Origin of the sequence: Thalassobacillus sp. CUG 92003 (assembly GCF_013618635.1) — a bacterium.
GTDB lineage: Bacteria > Bacillota > Bacilli > Bacillales > Halobacillaceae > CUG-92003.
Genome location: NZ_JABLSJ010000013.1, coordinates 25,734 through 44,208 on the forward strand (window position 1 = coordinate 25,734; position 18,475 = coordinate 44,208).

Annotated in this window: 20 protein-coding genes; all 20 read left to right on the forward strand. The window is 43.9% G+C overall.

Going from position 1 to position 18,475, the window contains the following annotated elements; genetic code table 11:
• Positions 1-116: 116 nt before the first annotated feature.
• The 20 genes from HOP45_RS16905 to HOP45_RS17000 all read left to right on the forward strand — a co-directional run bounded on the left by HOP45_RS16905 (position 117) and on the right by HOP45_RS17000 (position 18,370).
• The gene (locus HOP45_RS16905) at positions 117-809 is read left to right on the forward strand and encodes a YczE/YyaS/YitT family protein (protein ID WP_181350561.1); all 693 of its coding nucleotides are present in this window, start codon (positions 117-119) and stop codon (positions 807-809) included.
• On the forward strand, positions 754-1,173 hold the full coding sequence (cymR, locus tag HOP45_RS16910) for a cysteine metabolism transcriptional regulator CymR (RefSeq protein ID WP_181350562.1): 420 nt from the start codon (positions 754-756) through the stop codon (positions 1,171-1,173). The genes HOP45_RS16905 and cymR overlap by 56 nt, the downstream gene beginning before the upstream one ends.
• Positions 1,174-1,191: 18 nt before the next feature.
• Positions 1,192-2,334 (forward strand): cysteine desulfurase family protein, encoded by a 1,143-nt coding sequence (locus HOP45_RS16915; protein WP_181350563.1) that lies wholly within the window; start codon positions 1,192-1,194, stop codon positions 2,332-2,334.
• 15 nt (positions 2,335-2,349) lie between these two features.
• The gene (gene mnmA / locus HOP45_RS16920; RefSeq protein ID WP_181350564.1) at positions 2,350-3,462 is read left to right on the forward strand and encodes a tRNA 2-thiouridine(34) synthase MnmA; all 1,113 of its coding nucleotides are present in this window, start codon (positions 2,350-2,352) and stop codon (positions 3,460-3,462) included.
• A 72-nt stretch (positions 3,463-3,534) separates the two neighbouring features.
• Positions 3,535-4,200 carry a tetratricopeptide repeat protein gene (locus tag HOP45_RS16925; protein ID WP_181350565.1) on the forward strand — a complete coding sequence of 222 codons (666 nt, stop codon included), beginning with the start codon at positions 3,535-3,537 and terminating at the stop codon, positions 4,198-4,200.
• Positions 4,201-4,218: 18 nt separating this feature from the next.
• A complete protein-coding gene (gene recD2, locus HOP45_RS16930; protein ID WP_181350566.1) occupies positions 4,219-6,549 on the forward strand; it encodes an SF1B family DNA helicase RecD2 in 2,331 nt (776 codons plus the stop codon).
• Between the two features lie 21 nt (positions 6,550-6,570).
• Entirely contained in the window at positions 6,571-7,389 is an 819-nt protein-coding gene (locus HOP45_RS16935) for a TIM barrel protein (RefSeq protein ID WP_181350567.1), read from the forward strand.
• 99 nt (positions 7,390-7,488) lie between these two features.
• On the forward strand, positions 7,489-7,662 hold the full coding sequence (locus HOP45_RS16940) for a hypothetical protein (RefSeq protein ID WP_181350568.1): 174 nt from the start codon (positions 7,489-7,491) through the stop codon (positions 7,660-7,662).
• Between the two features lies 1 nt (position 7,663).
• Positions 7,664-8,725: an AI-2E family transporter gene (locus tag HOP45_RS16945; protein WP_181350569.1), complete on the forward strand. Its 1,062-nt coding sequence runs from the start codon at positions 7,664-7,666 to the stop codon at positions 8,723-8,725.
• Between the two features lie 318 nt (positions 8,726-9,043).
• The gene (gene alaS, locus HOP45_RS16950; protein WP_181350570.1) at positions 9,044-11,680 is read left to right on the forward strand and encodes an alanine--tRNA ligase; all 2,637 of its coding nucleotides are present in this window, start codon (positions 9,044-9,046) and stop codon (positions 11,678-11,680) included.
• Positions 11,681-11,744: 64 nt separating this feature from the next.
• Complete coding sequence (locus HOP45_RS16955; RefSeq protein WP_181350571.1) at positions 11,745-12,014, forward strand: IreB family regulatory phosphoprotein; 270 nt, start codon at positions 11,745-11,747, stop codon at positions 12,012-12,014.
• Entirely contained in the window at positions 12,014-12,430 is a 417-nt protein-coding gene (ruvX, locus tag HOP45_RS16960) for a Holliday junction resolvase RuvX (RefSeq protein ID WP_181350572.1), read from the forward strand. Before HOP45_RS16955 ends, ruvX begins: the two co-directional genes overlap by 1 nt.
• Positions 12,431-12,446: 16 nt before the next feature.
• Positions 12,447-12,728 (forward strand): DUF1292 domain-containing protein, encoded by a 282-nt coding sequence (locus HOP45_RS16965; protein ID WP_181350573.1) that lies wholly within the window; start codon positions 12,447-12,449, stop codon positions 12,726-12,728.
• A gap of 485 nt (positions 12,729-13,213) precedes the next feature.
• The gene (gene mltG, locus HOP45_RS16970; protein WP_181350574.1) at positions 13,214-14,383 is read left to right on the forward strand and encodes an endolytic transglycosylase MltG; all 1,170 of its coding nucleotides are present in this window, start codon (positions 13,214-13,216) and stop codon (positions 14,381-14,383) included.
• 172 nt (positions 14,384-14,555) lie between these two features.
• Positions 14,556-15,158, forward strand: a complete 603-nt coding sequence (locus HOP45_RS16975) for an O-methyltransferase (RefSeq protein WP_255437730.1) — start codon at positions 14,556-14,558, stop codon at positions 15,156-15,158.
• 2 nt (positions 15,159-15,160) lie between these two features.
• Positions 15,161-15,814: a uridine kinase gene (gene udk / locus HOP45_RS16980; RefSeq protein ID WP_181350576.1), complete on the forward strand. Its 654-nt coding sequence runs from the start codon at positions 15,161-15,163 to the stop codon at positions 15,812-15,814.
• Positions 15,815-15,969: 155 nt separating this feature from the next.
• Positions 15,970-16,446 carry a transcription elongation factor GreA gene (gene greA / locus HOP45_RS16985; protein WP_181350577.1) on the forward strand — a complete coding sequence of 159 codons (477 nt, stop codon included), beginning with the start codon at positions 15,970-15,972 and terminating at the stop codon, positions 16,444-16,446.
• A gap of 129 nt (positions 16,447-16,575) precedes the next feature.
• Positions 16,576-17,358 (forward strand): YrrS family protein, encoded by a 783-nt coding sequence (locus tag HOP45_RS16990; RefSeq protein ID WP_181350578.1) that lies wholly within the window; start codon positions 16,576-16,578, stop codon positions 17,356-17,358.
• A 27-nt stretch (positions 17,359-17,385) separates the two neighbouring features.
• Entirely contained in the window at positions 17,386-18,078 is a 693-nt protein-coding gene (gene mtnN, locus HOP45_RS16995; protein WP_181350579.1) for a 5'-methylthioadenosine/S-adenosylhomocysteine nucleosidase, read from the forward strand.
• A 67-nt stretch (positions 18,079-18,145) separates the two neighbouring features.
• Positions 18,146-18,370: a YrhC family protein gene (locus HOP45_RS17000; protein ID WP_181350580.1), complete on the forward strand. Its 225-nt coding sequence runs from the start codon at positions 18,146-18,148 to the stop codon at positions 18,368-18,370.
• The last annotated feature ends 105 nt before the right edge of the window (positions 18,371-18,475 follow it).

Here is an 18,475-nt window from a genome sequence, read left to right on the forward strand (position 1 = left end):
GAAAGCTCCTTTATATACCTAGTGTCATTTAAAGCGTATGACGGTTTCCCATAAAATGCAAGAGACTTGCCATTCATGCTATAATAGCGTTTGGTATAATGAAAGGAAGGTCGCCCATGAACCGAATAAATCAAACAAGATACACGCTTATTATTAGATGGACCTTCTTTTTTGTCGGCCTTATGATATTAGGTTTCGGAATATCGTTGACAATGCAAGCTAAAGATCTCGGCATTGGGCCTTGGGATGTCCTTCATTACGGGTTGTTTTTACAATTCGGCCTGAGTGTTGGAACGTGGTCGATCATCGCAGGGATAATTGTCGTTACAGCGACTGCTCTTATATTGAAGAAAAGGCCTCAAATCGGCACGGTTTTAAACATGGTTCTGATTGGCATCTTCATTGATTTGTTCAACTGGCTACTCCCCGAGCCTAACATGTTATGGCTAGAGGTGATTGTGTTTGTTGGCGGTGTGGCGGTTATTGCGCTTGGGATCGGCATCTATGTCGCACCAGGAATCGGAGCTGGGCCAAGGGATGGTCTCATGTTAGTGATCACTGAAAAAACGGGATGGAAGGTCTCCGCTGTCCGAAACGGCATAGAGATCAGCGTAGCCCTGATCGGTTGGCTTTTAGGTGGTCCGATAGGTTTCGGCACGATCTTTATCGCATTCTTTTTTGGCTCGTTTTTAGGGTATGCATTACCATATACTAAACAATTGCTGCATTTTATTATAAGGAAAGGTGACACATATGAAGATATCTACCAAGGGACGCTACGGCCTGACCATCATGATCGAATTAGCTAGAAGGTTCGGGGAGGGCCCCATTTCGTTAAAACAAATCGCCCGGGAAAACGATCTATCCGAACATTATTTAGAGCAATTGATTGCGCCGTTGCGTAATGCAAGCATGGTTAAAAGCGTAAGAGGAGCCTACGGCGGATATATGTTAACGAAACCGCCACATGACATTACTGCGGGTGATGTGATTCGTGTGCTTGAGGGACCGATAACCCCTGTCGAAGGCATAGAAGATGAAGAACCAGCTAAACAAGCGCTCTGGAAACGCGTTCGGGACGCGGTAAAAGACGTACTGGACACGACGACGTTAGAAGATCTGAAAGACCATGTTGATGATCAGACACAGGATGCTTATATGTTCTATATTTAAACGGTAGGAGGTGACAAGATGAAAGCAATCTATTTGGATCATGCGGCGACGACGCCGGTCCACCCGAAGGTTGTCGAAGCGATGCTGCCCGTCTATCAAGATGTGTTTGGAAATCCTTCGAGCGTCCATCAATTTGGGAGACAGGCTCGCAGGGTTTTAGACGAAGCCAGGCGGATAGCTGCCAGGAGCCTTAATGTTCAGGAGAAAGAATTGATATTTACCAGCGGGGGCACAGAAGCGGACAATTTAGCTTTGATTGGGACCGCAGAGGCTAATCGCCACAAAGGCAAGCATATCATTACCAGCAGGATTGAACATCATGCTACATTACATGCAGCCGAGCACCTTGAGCGACGGGGGTTTGAAGTCACGTACCTCCCCGTTAACGATCAAGGGGTTATAGCAGTCGAAGATGTTCAGGAGCACCTGAGGGACGATACCATTGTAGTGTCGATTATGATGGTCAACAATGAAACCGGAGTGATGCAGCCTATTCAAGAGATTGCAGATCTTGTCTCCAGCCATCAAGCTTATTTTCATACCGATGCTGTTCAAGCTTTTGGCACCCTTTCCATTGATTTGCAAACCTTGCCGGTGGATATGCTTACCATTTCCAGCCATAAAATCAACGGCCCAAAGGGTGTCGGCCTATTATTTGTCCGAGAAGGTACAAAAATAGATGCAAGACAACACGGAGGAGAACAGGAACGGAAGCGGCGGCCGGGGACTGAAAACATCCCAGGCATCAAAGGGTTCGCCACGGCCATCGCTCTCATGCAAGACGAAGCAGAGTATCCTTTCAACTATGCTCAATATAAACGTTCTTTTTTAGCAGTGTTGCAAGAGAATGGGATCGCGTTTTCCATTAATGGGGATCCTGATAAAACCGTAGACACCATTGTGAACATCAGCTTTCCCAACATTAACGTGGAAACGCTGCTGACCAATTTGGATCTATCAGGCGTAGCTGCGTCGAGCGGGAGCGCATGTACGGCCGGTTCAGTCGAACCCTCACACGTATTGTCAGCTATGTACGCGAGTGAAGACGAACGGCCGGTCAACTCCATTCGTTTCAGTTTCGGACAGGCTAACACTGAGGATGATGTTGTTGAAGCGGCCCATCGGATCAGCCAAGTCGTTGCTCGACTAAGAACGCAATAAGGAAGGTGAATCAAAATGAAAGAGCGAAAAGATACCCGCGTTGTCATTGGAATGAGCGGAGGGGTGGATTCCTCTGTCGCTGCCTTACTTTTAAAAGAACAAGGCTATGACGTTGTCGGGATCTTTATGAAAAATTGGGACGATACCGATGAGAACGGGGTTTGCACGGCCACAGAAGATTTCGAGGATGTCATACGCGTATGCAATCAAATCGATATTCCTTACTATGCAGTTAACTTTGAAAAACAGTATTGGGATAAGGTGTTTACGTATTTCTTAGATGAATATAAATCCGGTCGGACGCCGAACCCTGATGTTATGTGCAATAAAGAAATTAAATTCAAAGCCTTTATGGATCATGCCCTATCATTAGGAGCTGATTATCTTGCTACTGGCCATTACGCGCAAGTCAGGGAGAACGACGGTGTCTATGAGATGCTGAGAGGCAAGGATGAAAACAAGGATCAAACGTACTTCTTAAACCAGCTTTCTCAAAGCGTGTTATCACGTGTCATGTTCCCGCTTGGGCATTTAGAGAAAGGGGAAGTCCGGCAAATTGCAGAGAAGCATGATCTGGCAACAGCGAAGAAAAAGGACTCCACAGGAATTTGCTTCATCGGCGAACGGAATTTCAAAGATTTTCTAAGTGAATATTTGCCCGCCCAGCCCGGGTACATGCAAACCCTTGATGGTGAACGTAAAGGTGAACATGACGGCCTCATGTATTACACGCTTGGGCAGCGACAAGGTCTTGGTATCGGCGGTCCCGGTGAACCATGGTTCGTCGTGGGAAAGAATATTAAGGATAATGTGCTGTATGTTGGTCAGGGATACGACCATGATGCCCTTTATTCCGATGGCTTGTATGCCACCGAGATCAATTGGATGTCAGGTGACAAGCTTACGGAGAGTATGGCGTGTACGGCGAAGTTCCGCTATCGTCAGGCAGATAGCCCTGTAACCGTGCATCCGGTGGGAGACGATAAATTAAAAGTCGACTTTCATGAAGCTGAACGTGCGGTGACCCCCGGGCAAGCTGTCGTATTTTATGATGGGGATGTTTGTCTCGGCGGTGCCACAATTGACGCCATCATCAAAGAAGAGAAAGTCGTATCGTATGTTGGTTAAATGAACACTTAACATCAAGCCATGCCGTGACTGATATCTGGCATGGCCCATTTTTTATGAGGAGGTTGAAGGATGGATAAACTGAGTCAAGGCATTGAACAAATGAAACAACAGGATTTTGAAGAGGCTGCTAAGTCTTTTACGGAAGCGATCGAGGAAAGCCCCCAGGACCCCGTCGGGTATATCAATTTCGGGAATTTGTTATTGCATATGAATGATTATGAGCGTGCTGAACAATTTTTCCACCGGGCCCTTGAATTGGATGGGCAAGCGGCTACAGCCCACTATGGACTCGGTAATGTGTACTATGATCAGGAAGCCTACCTTAAAGCTCAGCAGTCTTTTCAAGCGGCATTGGAAGCCGGTCTTGAGGAGGCTGATGTCTACTTTCTGTTAGGGATGAGTATGGTTCACCAGGAGCATGTGAAACTGGCTATGCCTTATTTATTAAGGGCTTCTGAGCTTGCACCTGAAGATGTGGATATCCAATTCCAGTATGGCCTGTGCTTAGCGCAGAATGACCAGATAGACGCGGCTGAAGATGTTATGCGCATTGTGCTACAATTAGATTCAGACCATAGTGATGCTCACTATAATTTAGCTGTGGCTGCTTTGCACAAAGAGGATCCTGAGAAAGCATTAAGCCATCTCGAGAAAGCACTTGATATACAACCGGATCATATGCTGGCTGCGCATGCTAAAGAACAAGTTGAACAAGCGCTGGGAGGAAATTCGTAATAAAGGAGCACGACATAGATGGCGGATGATGCAGGTGTTCAAACCAATGGGCAGGCGAAGGAAACGGGTTACCTTAAAGGTGAGTTGGTACGAATGATCTTCCATAAAGCGGAAGAACATTTTTCGATTGCCTTAATCACGATCACTGAAACAAATGAGTCAATTGAAGATAATCAAGTGGTTATTAAGGGACATTTTTCACCGCTGGAAGAAGGGGAAACGTACCTTTTTGAAGGAGAATGGGTCGACCATAAAAAATTCGGCCGTCAATATGACGTTCAATTTTACAAGCGACTTCTTCCAGAAACGAAGGATGGCATTGTCCATTATCTTTCGAGTGATCTTTTTCATGGCATAGGGAAGAAAACAGCAGAACGGATTGTTGGTTACTTGGGAGAAGATGCGATCAACTTGATTTTGCGTGATAAAACCGTTCTGTACGATGTGCCCTACTTAAAGAAGGAGAAAGCTGACCGTTTGTTTCAAGCGCTTCAGGAACATCAAGGGTTTGAACATGTCATGATCACCCTTTCCACATACGGGTTCGGTCTGAAAATGGCCCAGAAAATATACGACGTCTTTCATGACGAAACACTTGCTATCATTGAAGAAGATCCTTATCAACTTGTCTTTCAAGTTGAGGGGTTTGGCTTCCATCGGGCTGATGAAATGGCAAGGGCTGTCAACCTGTCTGATGATCATCCCACTCGGTTAAGGGCGGCTTGTTTATATGTCATGCAGCAAAGCTTAAATGCCGGTCATGTTTATCTGCCAACTCAGGAATGTTTAGAATCTGTTTTTCGCTTACTCAATCATGATAGTGCAATAAAGATCGATTATGATCGTTTATCTGAACAACTGATTCATTTAGGTGAAGAGAACATTCTCATAATCGAGGATGATCGCGTTTACCTCCCGACGTTATTTTACGCTGAAAACGGTGTGAGCCATCAATTGGAGCGGATTATGGCGACTCCATTAGACTCAGAGTTCACTCAGGCTGAACTCATGAAAATCATTGGCGGGGCAGAAGAGGAAGAGGCATTAAGCTACGGTGAACATCAATATGCCGCTATAGAAAAATCGCTTCATTCTAAGGCGATGGTATTAACCGGTGGGCCAGGGACCGGAAAAACGACCGTAATCAAAGGGTTTATCCGCGCGTATTCTGAACTTAATGATCTGTCTATGAACATTGGAGACTATGATCAGGATGAACCTTACCCTTTTATACTTGCAGCCCCTACTGGCAGAGCAGCAAAACGCATGAATGAATCGACCGGGCTGCCTGCTAGTACGATTCACAGATTGTTAGGCTGGGATGGAAAAGATTCGTTTCAAAAGAACCAAAACAATCAGTTAGAAGGGAAACTCCTGGTGATTGATGAATTTTCAATGGTGGATATCTGGCTTGCCAATCAGCTTTTACGAGCTGTTCCCTCCGACATGCAAATCCTCTTAGTTGGCGACGAAGACCAGTTGCCTTCAGTCGGCCCTGGCCAAGTGCTGGCGGATATTTTAGCCTCTGGCCAAATTCCTTCCGTGCAACTGACTGAGATCTACCGCCAAAAAGAGGGATCGCGCATCATTCAGTTAGCCCATGAAATCAAGCAAAACCAATGTACCGCCCAATCATTACAAAAGGATTCTGATTTTAATTTTATCCCAGCGCATGAAGGCAATCTGATAGACATCATTACGCGAATCTATGAGCGTGCTGTGAGCAAAGGATTGGAATTCCGGGATATACAAGTGCTTGCTCCCATGTATAAAACGAAGGTCGGCATTCATGTGTTGAATACTGAGATTCAAAGCCTGGTGAACCCAAAAAGCAATCAGAAACGGGATCTGCAATTTAAAGAGGTGACGTACCGAACGGGGGATAAAGTCATCCAACTGGTCAATCAACCGGAAGAGGGTGTCTACAATGGGGATATTGGGGAAATTGTGGCGATATTTCGAGAAGAAGAAAATGTCGATCAAGTAGAACAAGTGGTGATTTCCTTTGATGGTAAGGAAGTAACCTATCCACGTAAGGATTTGCATATTATTATGCATGCCTACTGCACCTCGATTCATAAATCCCAGGGCAGTGAGTTTTCAATTGTCATTTTGCCAGTCGTGAGAAGCTACAAACGGATGCTCAGGAAAAACCTCCTCTATACGGCGATTACCCGCAGCAAACAATCCCTTATTATCTGTGGTGATCAAACCGCATTTTTAGACGGGATTGAAACCGAAGATACGAACCTGCGTTACACGTTCTTGACTGAAAAATTGATTGAACATACCCCTGAGCAAGCACAGAATGAAGAAGATACAGCCTTATCCCCTTATGACTTCATGTAAGGAAACGGAGGACTGAAACGTATGGTACATCGTTTTGGTATGTCAGGAAGTACGATTTTATCTAACCCTGATTTGTTTGACCAGCTTTTCACTGATGAAACGAGTCATATTGAAATGGGTGAGTTTCCTGATGAACAGGCGTTTTATCAGTTCTTAAAGCTGTTGAAACAGTCACCTCGAACATTTGGTTTGCACTCACCTCTATATCGCCATGACAGCAAGTATGATTTGCTTGAAAACGTACAGCACGAACCAGAAAGTGCATGGCAGCAATTCGAAAAGGAAGTCGAACGCATGGCCTCTCTTAATGCGGACTATATTCTTGTCCACTTTCCATATTTTAAAGCAAAACGCGAGCAGGTCCCGTTGGCGGAGATAGAGAATGGATTGAAACGATTATGTGAGCTGCAGCATACCTATCAAATCCCAATTGTTTGTGAACCGAAATTGGGGGCGAACCGCTCCCCGGCTGGCATTGATTATCTCCATCAGTTCCCTCGACATATATGGGAGAAATATGGGCTATACCTCTGTATTGATCTCGGTGATTATCAGCTTGCTGCTCAAGATAACATGCTGGCTTATATCCAAAAATGGCGCGGGTTTATTAAAGTTGTCCATCTACATCATGTTGAATGGCATAACGGCAATTACTACTGGGTCCCCCTCCATCCTTCAGGCGAGGGGGAAGGCATGCAGCCTTTAAAGAATATTATCGCCTATTTAGGCAAGCTGGAGGACGTGTACTTCATTTTTGAACATACGCCTCATACAAACCCTTCGGATGGTTTTGTGAAGGAAGGCGTAAGGTGGGTGAAAGACGTCATAAAAGGAGAATAGGGAAGCTAGATAAGTGATCCTATGATCGCAGCCATAGCTGCAAACGTATAATTGTGTGACGAGTGGGCATGATAGATGGTAAAAAAAGGATGACTTTCTATGAAGTGCCCGAACTGTCAAAGTTCACAACTTGGTCGAATCGGAAGCAAGCAGTATTACTGTTGGAACTGCTGCCTGGAACTCTCAGTAGAAGAGGATAAAATCAATATCAACCAAATAGAAGAAGATGGCAGTCTAAGTTCACTAAACGACTTATTCTATCAAGAAGGTTAAGATGGATAGTCAGACAAAAAAACGTCTACGCCAGCTGGCGTTCGTTATCCTCTTCCTGCTTGCCTTATTTTTATTAGCTTTATTGTACCCTTATGTTGAGCCTTTCATCGTAATAATAGGCACTGTGTTGATTCCCTTCGTGGTAGCTGGCTTTCTATCATTTTTGCTTCACCCTCTAATAAAAGGATTTGAAGACTTAAATATTCCAAGACCGCTTGCGATTGTCCTGGTATTTGTTTTGTTTTTCTTTCTTGTAGGGATGGGCATCTATCGAGGATATCCTCGAATCGTAGAGCAGTTGAAAGAACTGAATGAACACCTTCCTCAATTAGTTGAAGCTTATCAGCATTGGACGCGCGAATTATATCATCAGACGGAACGGTTTCCAGATGGGTTTAAGGAACAATTAGATGGCATGTTCCAGAGTTTTGAAACGTGGCTGAGTGACATGATTATGGCTGTGGTTTCAAGTATGTCCAATATTATGGAATTAGTGATTTTGGCTGCGGTCGTCCCAGTCGTCACCTTTTATTTACTTAAGGATTATAAACATTTGGGAGGAGTGGCATTACGCCTACTGCCAAAACGTTTTCATCACGAAGCGCTAAAGCTCACTAAAAAGTTGAACCATTCACTAGGAGGATATATTCGCGGACAACTGCTCATCAGCTTATTTGTCGGGGTGCTGGCCTTTCTTGGGTTTTGGCTGATCGATTTGGATTATTCGTTATTACTCGGACTCATCGCCGGTATCACCAATATTATCCCTTATTTTGGCCCGATTCTCGGAGCGGTCCCTGCCATCGTGTTTGCATTGACAATTTCTACGACAAAATTGATATATGTTTTGATTATAGTTGTAGTTATCCAAGTCATTGAAGGGAATTTATTGTCCCCATATATTATGGGGAAAAGCATCCATATCCACCCCCTTTTCATTATCTTTGCGTTATTGGCTGGGGGAGAACTTGGGGGTATTGCCGGGATGATTCTGGCTGTTCCAGTCCTCACATGCCTGAAAGTGATTGCGGAGGAGATCTGGCAGCACCGAACTGAGCATTGACAGACCGGCTTTAGTTTTCTATAATAACGCATATCACGTTATATGCGTCAAAACAATGAAGGAACTGAGTATGCAATCCTCACATCGTCAGAGACAATTCCCCGAGGCTGAAAGGAATTGATGTCCCGAGTTGCAGAAAGCTACTCCAGAGTACGGTTAATCTCCGTCGGTCGCCCCGTTATCAGCAGCAAGGTGAGTGGTTGTTTATCAGCCATTAATCAGGGTGGTACCGCGGATTATAACTCCCGTCCCTGCCGACAAGGCAGGGACGGGAGTTTTTTTGACACGATAAAAACGAAAATAGGGAGGTACTTATGAATGAAAGATTTGCATTCTTCACAAGTCAGGCAAATGTTTATAGACTTTTTTAAAGCAAAAGGGCACCAAGTGGAGCCGAGTGCTTCACTCGTTCCTCATGAAGATCCGACATTGTTATGGATTAACAGTGGGGTTGCAACGCTAAAAAAATATTTTGATGGCCGGGTCATCCCCGACAACCCCCGGATTGTCAACGCACAAAAATCAATACGGACAAACGACATTGAAAACGTTGGGTTTACAGCAAGGCACCACACATTCTTTGAAATGCTGGGAAACTTTTCAATTGGAGATTATTTTAAGCTGGAAGCTATTGAATGGGGATGGGAATTTTTAACGAGTGAAGAGTGGATTGGATTTGACCCTGAGCGATTATCCGTGACGGTACACCCTGAAGATGATGAAGCGTTTAATATATGGAAGGATGTCGTCGGAGTGCCCGTCGAACGCATCATTCGGCTTGAGGAGAACTTTTGGGATATTGGCCAAGGACCGAGCGGCCCGAACACAGAGATTTTCTATGATCGCGGTCCAGCTTACGGCGATGATGAGAGCGATCCGGAAATGTACCCTGGAGGAGAGAATGACCGTTATCTTGAGATTTGGAACCTCGTCTTTTCCCAGTTTAATCATAACCCGGATGATACTTATACACCGCTCCCTAAGAAGAACATTGATACCGGCATGGGACTTGAACGTATTGTATCGGTCATCCAGGATAAGCCAACCAACTTTGAAACCGATCTGTTTATGCCTATGATTAAATTAACCGAGGATATTGCCGGTGTTGCTTACGGCACTCAAACAGAACAAGATGTCGCGTTTAAAGTCATCGCGGATCATATCCGTACGGTCACTTTTGCAGTAGGGGACGGAGCTTTACCTTCAAATGAAGGCAGAGGATACGTACTCAGAAGGTTATTGCGCCGGGCAATTCGATTTGCGAAACAGTTAGGCATCGACAAGCCGTTTATGTACCGACTCGTCCCTGAAGTGGGTCACATCATGAAAGACTATTATCCTGAAGTGCAGCAAAAGCAAGCGTTCATTCAAAGTGTCATTCAAACAGAAGAAGAACGGTTCCATGAAACATTGAATGACGGTTTGGCTATTTTGACAACAATCATGGAGCAGGAAACTGAAAAAGGCAGTAAAGTGTTTCCTGGCCAAGAAGTGTTCCGTTTGTATGACACGTATGGATTTCCAAAAGAACTTACGGAAGAATATGTAGCTGAAGCAGGGTTCACGATTGACGAGCAAGGTTTTCAAACGGAAATGGAAAAACAACGCGAACGTGCTCGTAAAGCTCAGCAAAAGTCAGGTTCGATGCAGATACAAGAAGGTGTTCTCGGAGAGGTAACAGTTGAGAGTGAATTTGTTGGTTACGACCAATTAAGTGCTGATGCTACGGTGGTGGAATTGATTCAGGGAAAAGAGTTTGTTGAATCAGCTCCAGAGCAGGCGACGGTTTATTTCTTCCTTGATCGCACACCATTCTATGCGGAAAGCGGTGGACAAGTAGCCGATAAAGGGTTTATTACAAGTGAGCAAGCCGTACTAGAAGTTACCGATGTGCAGACTGCTCCTAACGGTCAACATATGCATGAGGCAGTCGTAAAGCAAGGACTCATTAGTAAAGGGGAGAACGTGAAAGCAGAGGTAGACCATGGTTCGCGTTCTTTCGTCATAAAAAACCATACGGCCACGCATTTGCTTCATCAGGCACTCAAGGATGTCCTCGGCGACCACGTTAATCAGGCAGGTTCGTTAGTAGCACCGAACCGTCTCAGGTTTGATTTTTCCCATTTCGGCTCTGTAACCGATGAGGAAATGGATCGTATCGAGACTATTGTCAACGAAAAAGTGTGGGCATCTCTGCCCGTGACCGTGGCATATCAATCGCTTGAAGCTGCCAAGGCAAAAGGTGCGATGGCTTTATTCGGTGAAAAATACGGCGAAACTGTCCGTTTGGTTGAAGTCGGTGACTACAGTCTTGAGTTGTGCGGCGGGTGTCACGTCCATAACACAGCCGAAGTTGGTCTGTTCAAAATTGTCTCTGAGTCAGGCATAGGAGCCGGCACGCGACGAATAGAGGCAGTTACAGCAAAAGAAGCTTATGAATATATGAACGACAAGCACGCTTTGTTGAAACAAGCAGCTAGTTTAGCTAAAGCAAAACCTGAACAGTTACCTGAGAAAGTCGAAACCATCAACCAGGAATTGAAGGACGCCCAACGCGAAATTGAATCGCTGCACGCCAAACTATCGAATGCAGAAGCTACCAGCATTCTTGATGAGATCGAGCAGGTGGCCGGCGTGAATGTGTTAGCTAAGCAAGTTGACGTTAAAGATATGAACAGCCTTCGCAGCATGGTCGACGAACTTAAACAAAAACTGGATTCTGGCATCATTTTATTGGCAGCCCCTAATGGGGAAAAAGTTCAACTGATAGCAGGAATTTCGAAGGATCTCGTTGAAAAAGGTTACCATGCAGGAAATTTGATTAAGGAAGCTGCTTCGATATGCGGCGGAGGGGGCGGTGGACGCCCTGATATGGCCCAGGCAGGTGGAAAGGATACGACTAAAATCGGTGAGGCTTTACAATATGCCTACGAATACGTCAAACAAAACGCTTAGTTTTTCTTTCGCGAAAATTAGGTATATAATGGAGTAAACCACGAGAAAGTGCGAGGTGTTCATGATGAGTTCGATGGATAAGACGATGCGATTCAATTTTTCTGAAGAACCCTATGAGCAAGATGTACGGTCAGTGTTATTATCTGTGCATGGGGCTTTGGAGGAGAAAGGATATAACCCGATCAATCAAATTGTAGGTTACTTATTATCGGGGGATCCAGCTTATATTCCTCGCCACAAAGATGCACGGAATGTTATTAGGAAAATGGAACGGGACGAATTGATTGAAGAACTTGTAAAGTTCTATTTAGAAAAGCATAAAGAGGATGAATGATGAAGAAACTAGGTTTGGATGTTGGCGAAAAGACGATTGGTGTGGCCGTTTCAGATGCTTTAGGATGGACCGCACAGGGTTTGACCACATTGCAATGGGATGAGGGTCGTTTTGAGACTTCGAGGGAGGCATTGGAAGAGGTTATTCATGAGCACGAAATCTCCGAAGTCGTTGTGGGACTCCCTAAAAATATGAACGCCACGATTGGCCCAAGAGGGGAAGCCAGTCAACATTTCGCCAATTGGATTGAGCAAGAGTTTAACCTGCCTGTCATCTTATGGGATGAGAGGTTGACGACCATGGCAGCTGAACGCGTTCTGTTGAGTGCTGATGTCAGTCGTAAAAAAAGAAAAAAAGTGATCGACAAAATGGCAGCAGTCATGATTTTGCAAAGCTATTTAGATGCGAAGCAATAAGGAGGAGTGGACAAGTATGGCACTTGAAGAAGAAGAGCGGATTGTAATACCTGACGAAAATGGCGAAGAGCATTTATTCGAAGTTTTGTTTACATTTGATGTAGATAAAACTGGCCATTCTTATATAGCCGTAATTCCGGCCGATCAAAAAGAAAAGGATGAAGTGGAAGTGTTCGCTTTTCGTTATGAAGAAAAAGAAAACGAAGAGGACGATCTTTCTCTTTTCCAAATTGAATCAGAAGAAGAATGGCAAATGGTTGAAGAGATGCTTAATACCCTGCAGGATGAAGAATTATAGCCAGCAATGGAAAAATGAAATAGTCTCGTTAATATAGCAAACCAAGAAGCTCAGATTAAATTCTGAGCTTTCAGCTTGTAGAGAACTCCGGTTTCTCTTACAAGCTTTTTTTGTGCGCAGGGCCGGGTGGCAGGAAGATGAGTGACACATCTGCTTTATTCTTGACAGATATTTTCTTTTCGATGTTAACTGAGCCGACCCTACTTGAGTTGATGTAAGCTTCTTAGGTGCTTTTGGCACGCCTGTGGACCTTTTCAATAGAGCGTCTCGTTATTTCCCAATCACACGTTATTTTGAAGAATAGCCCTTTCTATATGGAAAGACGGATTATTCTTTGTTTCACTGGAAATAATGGGAGATATGATCAAGTCGAGTCTCCAAGGAGCTTCCTAAGTTCTACAGAGATACCATGGAAATTTGTCAAAACGATGGATAACACGACTTATTTTGTAGTATAATGTACCGGATGGAAGGGGGGAGACGAGTTGTCGGATTCCAAGTTTGACAGTGAATATAAAGAACGACTCCATAAGCGAACGGAAGAAGCAGGCAAAGTGCGGAAGATTGTTGCCTTAGTTCTGACGTCGCTGATTATTCTTCTGATAGTTGGCGGAGTGTCAGGTTATTTTTATGTAAAATCTGCACTCGAACCAGTCGACCCATCAGACGAGTCAGAAACCACGGTAGAAATTCCGTTAGGTTCTTCTACTTCTGAGATCGCCAGTATCCTTAAAGAGAATGGCATCATCAATAATGAACTCATCTTTCGGTTTTACACGAAATTCAAGAACGTCACTGGGTTTCAAGCAGGAGAATATGACTTTACGAAAGCGATGACGATTGACGAAATTCTCCAGTCTTTAAAGACTGGAAAAGTCATGCTCGACCCGTTATTGAGGGTGACCATACCGGAAGGGAGTACGGTAGAGCAAATAGCTGCTAGATATGCTGAACATTTCAATTTTACAAAAGAGGAATTTTTGAAGAAAATAGATGATGAGGCTTATGTCAATAAATTGATCGAAGAACATCCAGCCTTGTTAGATGAGGTTATATTAGACCCTGAGATCAAACATCCGCTAGAAGGCTATTTGTTTGCAACCACCTATCCTTTCTTTGAAGAGAATCCTCCGATTGATCAAATCGTCCAAAAAATGTTGGCACAAACGAAAGAAGTGGTGCTTCCCTATATGGATTCACTGGAAGGAAACAGACTCTCGAGTGTTCATGAAGTGATTACAATGGCTTCCCTATTAGAAAAAGAAGCACCTAAAGCGGAAAGTCGAAAGCGGATTGCAGGCGTATTTTATAATAGACTAGCTCAGGACATGCCGTTGCAGACGGATCCGACTGTTCTTTATGCGATCGGTGAACATAAAGATCGTGTATTATATGAAGATACTGAAGTAGAATCGCCTTTTAATACGTACCATATCAATGGATTACCAATTGGGCCTATTTCCAATTTTAATGAAAATGCTTTAGATGCTGCTGTGCAGCCCATTGATTCAGAAAATCTGTACTTCCTTGCTGACCAGGAAGGGAACATATATTACTCCAAAACGCTTGAGGAACACAATAAGAAAAAAGCTGAACATATATCACAAAACAGTGAAGATAAACAGCCTGAAGAAGCCAAACCTAATGATGAGTAGCTGAGGGGAGACTCGCTTCCCCTCATTTTTTCATGTTAAAATTGCGACATCTATACGGTGTTTATGCTAGAATCATATGTCTGATTGTTCATTTAGAAAGGAGCAGTTCATGGACACACATGATAAGTACGTGTCTTCATTTTTTCCCTCACCGCAGGCGGGGGTTCGTGACATGGAGAAATACGCGAGAGACAACGGCGTTCCAATAATGGAAGAAGCGGGTATACAGTTTCTTATGCAGTTGATCCGAATGAAACGGCCTAGCCGCATTCTTGAAATCGGAGCAGCGATTGGATATTCTGCTATTCGAATGGCTGAGGCTTATCCAGAAACTAAGATCATTACTGTGGAGCGGGATGAGCGGCGTTATCAGGAGGCTGCATACTATTTGGATCAGTTCGATCTTTCTGGACGAATTGAGCTATTATTCGGAGACGCCTTAAAGCTTAGGGATGAAATATACGCAAAAGGGCCGTATGATCTCTTATTTATAGATGCGGCTAAAGGAAAATACCGTACGTTTTTTGAACAATATGCTCCAGCGGTTAAAGCTGATGGTATCATCGTGACGGATAATGTACTTTTCAAAGGTTGGGTTGCCGATCCGACTCAGGCAAATGAACGAATGGCAAAAACTGCTCGCGAAATCAGACGTTTTAATGATTGGCTGATGAATCATCCTGATTTTCATTCTTACATTGTTCCCGTGGGAGACGGCGTGACCATCAGCACGAAATTAGATAGAAAGCAAGGCAAGGGGAAGGAGTTTACTTGACGATGCATAACAAGCCGGTTGTTATCGGAGTCGCTGGAGGGACAGGTTCCGGTAAAACGAGTGTGACCCGCTCGATTACTCAGAGATTTGCAGATAAAACGATTTTAATGCTTGAACAGGATTATTACTATAAAAATCAAGACGACCTCCCAATGGAGGAACGGTTAAAAACCAATTATGATCATCCCTTAGCGTTTGACAATGACCTTTTGATTGAGCATTTGAAACAGTTGATTAGTCAATCACCTATCGAAAAACCGGTTTATGACTATAAAATGCATACACGTTCGGATGATACGATTCATGTTGAGCCTAAAGAAGTGATCATTGTTGAAGGCATACTCGTCCTGGAGGATGAATTACTCCGCGATCTTATGGACATTAAAGTATTTGTTGATACAGATGCTGACGTTCGTATTATCCGCCGGATGATGCGGGATATTAATGAGCGGGGGCGCACCTTGGAATCCGTTATCGAACAATACATTAATGTTGTAAGACCGATGCATCTTCAATTTGTTGAGCCCACGAAGCGTTATGCAGATATTATTATTCCTGAAGGTGGCCAAAACCACGTCGCCATTGATTTAATGGCCAGTAAGATTCAAACAGTACTATCTGAAAAAGCACCAGATGCTGTGAGAAAAAATGGTTGAAATGTCCAACCAAATCTGGCATAGTTTTAGTAGTTCTAGAAAGCCATGATCCCAGATAAAATAGAGTAAGATAAATGAGTGAGCGCACGAGGTGCGACTCATTTTCTATAGGAAGGGATCTCGATATTGGGTGTTATTAAAGGAGTGTAAGGTTTATGGCAGAAGAAAAAAGCTATTATATGACTGAAGAAGGTCAGAAAAAATTAGAAGAAGAGCTTCACCATTTGAAAACAGAACGTCGTAAAGAAGTCGTTGAACGCATTAAAGTTGCGCGTGGATTCGGCGACCTCTCAGAGAACTCTGAATATGATGCAGCTAAAGATGAACAGGCGTTTGTTGAGTCGCGCATTCAACACGTCGAAAATATGATTCGCAACGCTGTCATTATCGAAAATGATAACGAGAACCCAGATATGGTATCTCTCGGAAAAACGGTCACGTTTCAAGAATTGCCTGACGGCGATGAGGAATCTTATGTCATTGTTGGGAGTGCTGAAGCAGACCCATTTGAAGGGAAAATATCTAATGATTCTCCCATGGCTCAAAGTCTGTTAGGCCATGAAGTAGGGGAACGTCTAGTAGTGGCAACACCTGGCGGAGAGATTGAAGTGAAAATCGTAAACGTCGAATAGGATAGGATTGATGGGAGGCAGCGGTAAGCGCTGTCTTTTCTTTCGTCAACCCTTCTGACTACGACATTTAGAATATTGGTATAGTGTAAGCGCCCATGTATAATAGGGGGAGCAAAGGAGGTAGCATACGTGGCAGATGCTAATAAATTTTCCAGAAAAAATCGTTTTGAGAAAAGACGCCGAGGAACGAAATGGTTGACCGCATTGGTTGCAGCAGGAGGGGTAGTCATCCTGTTCTTAATCTTAGCGTCAATTTTTGGCGGCAATGACAATGCAGGTTCAGAGGATTCAGTTGAAGACTCTGATACGATTGAAAAAAGTGAAGAAGCAACTGACTCTACAGGGGAGGACTCTTCTGACTCAGAAGAGAACAGTTCTAATGAGGAAGAAGATGCGTCTGATAACAATAGTAATGAAAACAACGACAATGAAAATAACGCGGAAGAGAAAAAAGATAGCGCATCTGACAGTTCTGATGAGTCAGACTCCAATGAGCAGAGCGATAATCAAGAAAGTGACGAAAACAAAGACGAAAATGAAAATAAGGAAGAAAATAACACGCAAGTAGAAGAGAGTGATAAAGAAAATGTGGAAAAAGTCATCACAAAAGATTGGAAGCCTGTTGCTACCGAGCAAGACACATCAGGCACCCATCGTATCAACTATGATGATGCCAACTCACAAGATTGGCAAGAGTTGCTTGCTGCGATTCGAAAAGCGAGCGGGCTGAGCGAAGGTAACATGATTACATGGCGCGTCAACGGAGCAGGCCAACAAAAAGCGGTTGGTACCGTAACGAATCAAGACCAAACGGAAACCTACCGCGTGCATGTGCGATGGGTCGAAAATCAGGGATACCAACCTACAAAAATGGAACTGCTGAATAAAAACCCATATAAGGATGATTATTAATCGGATTAAGAATTCGGGGGTGTCGGAGTGACGGTTGGAATTATCGGAGCTATGGAAGAGGAAATTGAACAGTTAAAACGTAATATGATGGTTGAAGATGAAGAAACAATAGCCGGCACATTGTTTATTAAAGGCACTCTGCAAAACCAGTCGGTCATTTTGCTTAAATCTGGCATAGGAAAAGTAAATGCAGCTATGGCGGCGACCATACTTCATGAAAGATACCAGCCTGAATATGTCATCAATACCGGTTCAGCTGGCGGATTCGCGTCGCAATTGGAAGTAGGCGATATCGTCGTCTCCACCAAGGTGGCCTATCATGATGTCGATGTAACAGCTTTTAATTATGAGTACGGACAAATTCCCGGTATGCCAACGATGTACACGGCCGATCAAAATCTAGTGGATGAGGCTATGGAGGCAGTTGGGGAAGCGACACATGCCAATGCTGCCAAGGGGATTATCGCGACGGGCGATGCATTTATGCAGGATCAAGCACGCGTGGACTTTGTCCGGGAAAAGTTTCCTGAGATGATTGCTGCGGAAATGGAAGCAGCAGCAATCACTCAAGTGTGTTACAAATATGGTACGCCTTTTGTCGTAATTCGAGCATTATCGGATATTGCAGGAAAGACCTCTTCTATATCTTTTGACCAGTTCTTGGGTAAAGCAGCTGCCCATGCAACTGAAATCATTATGACGATGTTGTCGAAACGATAATTCCTTTAATTACCACCTAGAGAACGGAGTCTTCTATGTTAGAATGAAGGCTGCGGGAGGTGGAGAGATGGATAATGCTACTATTGAAGCGACATTAAAGGATTATCTGCGATTTGTCGGTACCTTAATCATCCTATGTTGTTATTTATATACAGGAAGTTTGATCAGCCTTTATATTTATCACACAAGCACGTATGAAATTCTATTGTTGATTACATGTGGTCTACTGGCTCTCGCCTTCCTGTTGATAGGCAGAATCGTAAACCTTAAAAGAATGAGAGACACCGAATAATATGGGCATCATAAAGCCCTCAATATAACCATGATAAGAGTGGTTATATTGAGGGCTTTTTAAATGTGAAAGTAGCCATGTAGATGTTGTGCATCATGTTCAAAC

Coding starts and splice junctions, on each gene's coding strand:
- HOP45_RS16905 (WP_181350561.1), top strand. CDS start 117: ATGAACCGAATAAATCAAACAAGATACACGCTTATTATTAGATGGACC.
- cymR (WP_181350562.1), top strand. CDS start 754: ATGAAGATATCTACCAAGGGACGCTACGGCCTGACCATCATGATCGAA.
- HOP45_RS16915 (WP_181350563.1), top strand. CDS start 1,192: ATGAAAGCAATCTATTTGGATCATGCGGCGACGACGCCGGTCCACCCG.
- mnmA (WP_181350564.1), top strand. CDS start 2,350: ATGAAAGAGCGAAAAGATACCCGCGTTGTCATTGGAATGAGCGGAGGG.
- HOP45_RS16925 (WP_181350565.1), top strand. CDS start 3,535: ATGGATAAACTGAGTCAAGGCATTGAACAAATGAAACAACAGGATTTT.
- recD2 (WP_181350566.1), top strand. CDS start 4,219: ATGGCGGATGATGCAGGTGTTCAAACCAATGGGCAGGCGAAGGAAACG.
- HOP45_RS16935 (WP_181350567.1), top strand. CDS start 6,571: ATGGTACATCGTTTTGGTATGTCAGGAAGTACGATTTTATCTAACCCT.
- HOP45_RS16940 (WP_181350568.1), top strand. CDS start 7,489: ATGAAGTGCCCGAACTGTCAAAGTTCACAACTTGGTCGAATCGGAAGC.
- HOP45_RS16945 (WP_181350569.1), top strand. CDS start 7,664: ATGGATAGTCAGACAAAAAAACGTCTACGCCAGCTGGCGTTCGTTATC.
- alaS (WP_181350570.1), top strand. CDS start 9,044: ATGAAAGATTTGCATTCTTCACAAGTCAGGCAAATGTTTATAGACTTT.
- HOP45_RS16955 (WP_181350571.1), top strand. CDS start 11,745: ATGAGTTCGATGGATAAGACGATGCGATTCAATTTTTCTGAAGAACCC.
- ruvX (WP_181350572.1), top strand. CDS start 12,014: ATGAAGAAACTAGGTTTGGATGTTGGCGAAAAGACGATTGGTGTGGCC.
- HOP45_RS16965 (WP_181350573.1), top strand. CDS start 12,447: ATGGCACTTGAAGAAGAAGAGCGGATTGTAATACCTGACGAAAATGGC.
- HOP45_RS16975 (WP_255437730.1), top strand. CDS start 14,556: ATGGAGAAATACGCGAGAGACAACGGCGTTCCAATAATGGAAGAAGCG.
- udk (WP_181350576.1), top strand. CDS start 15,161: ATGCATAACAAGCCGGTTGTTATCGGAGTCGCTGGAGGGACAGGTTCC.
- greA (WP_181350577.1), top strand. CDS start 15,970: ATGGCAGAAGAAAAAAGCTATTATATGACTGAAGAAGGTCAGAAAAAA.
- HOP45_RS17000 (WP_181350580.1), top strand. CDS start 18,146: ATGGATAATGCTACTATTGAAGCGACATTAAAGGATTATCTGCGATTT.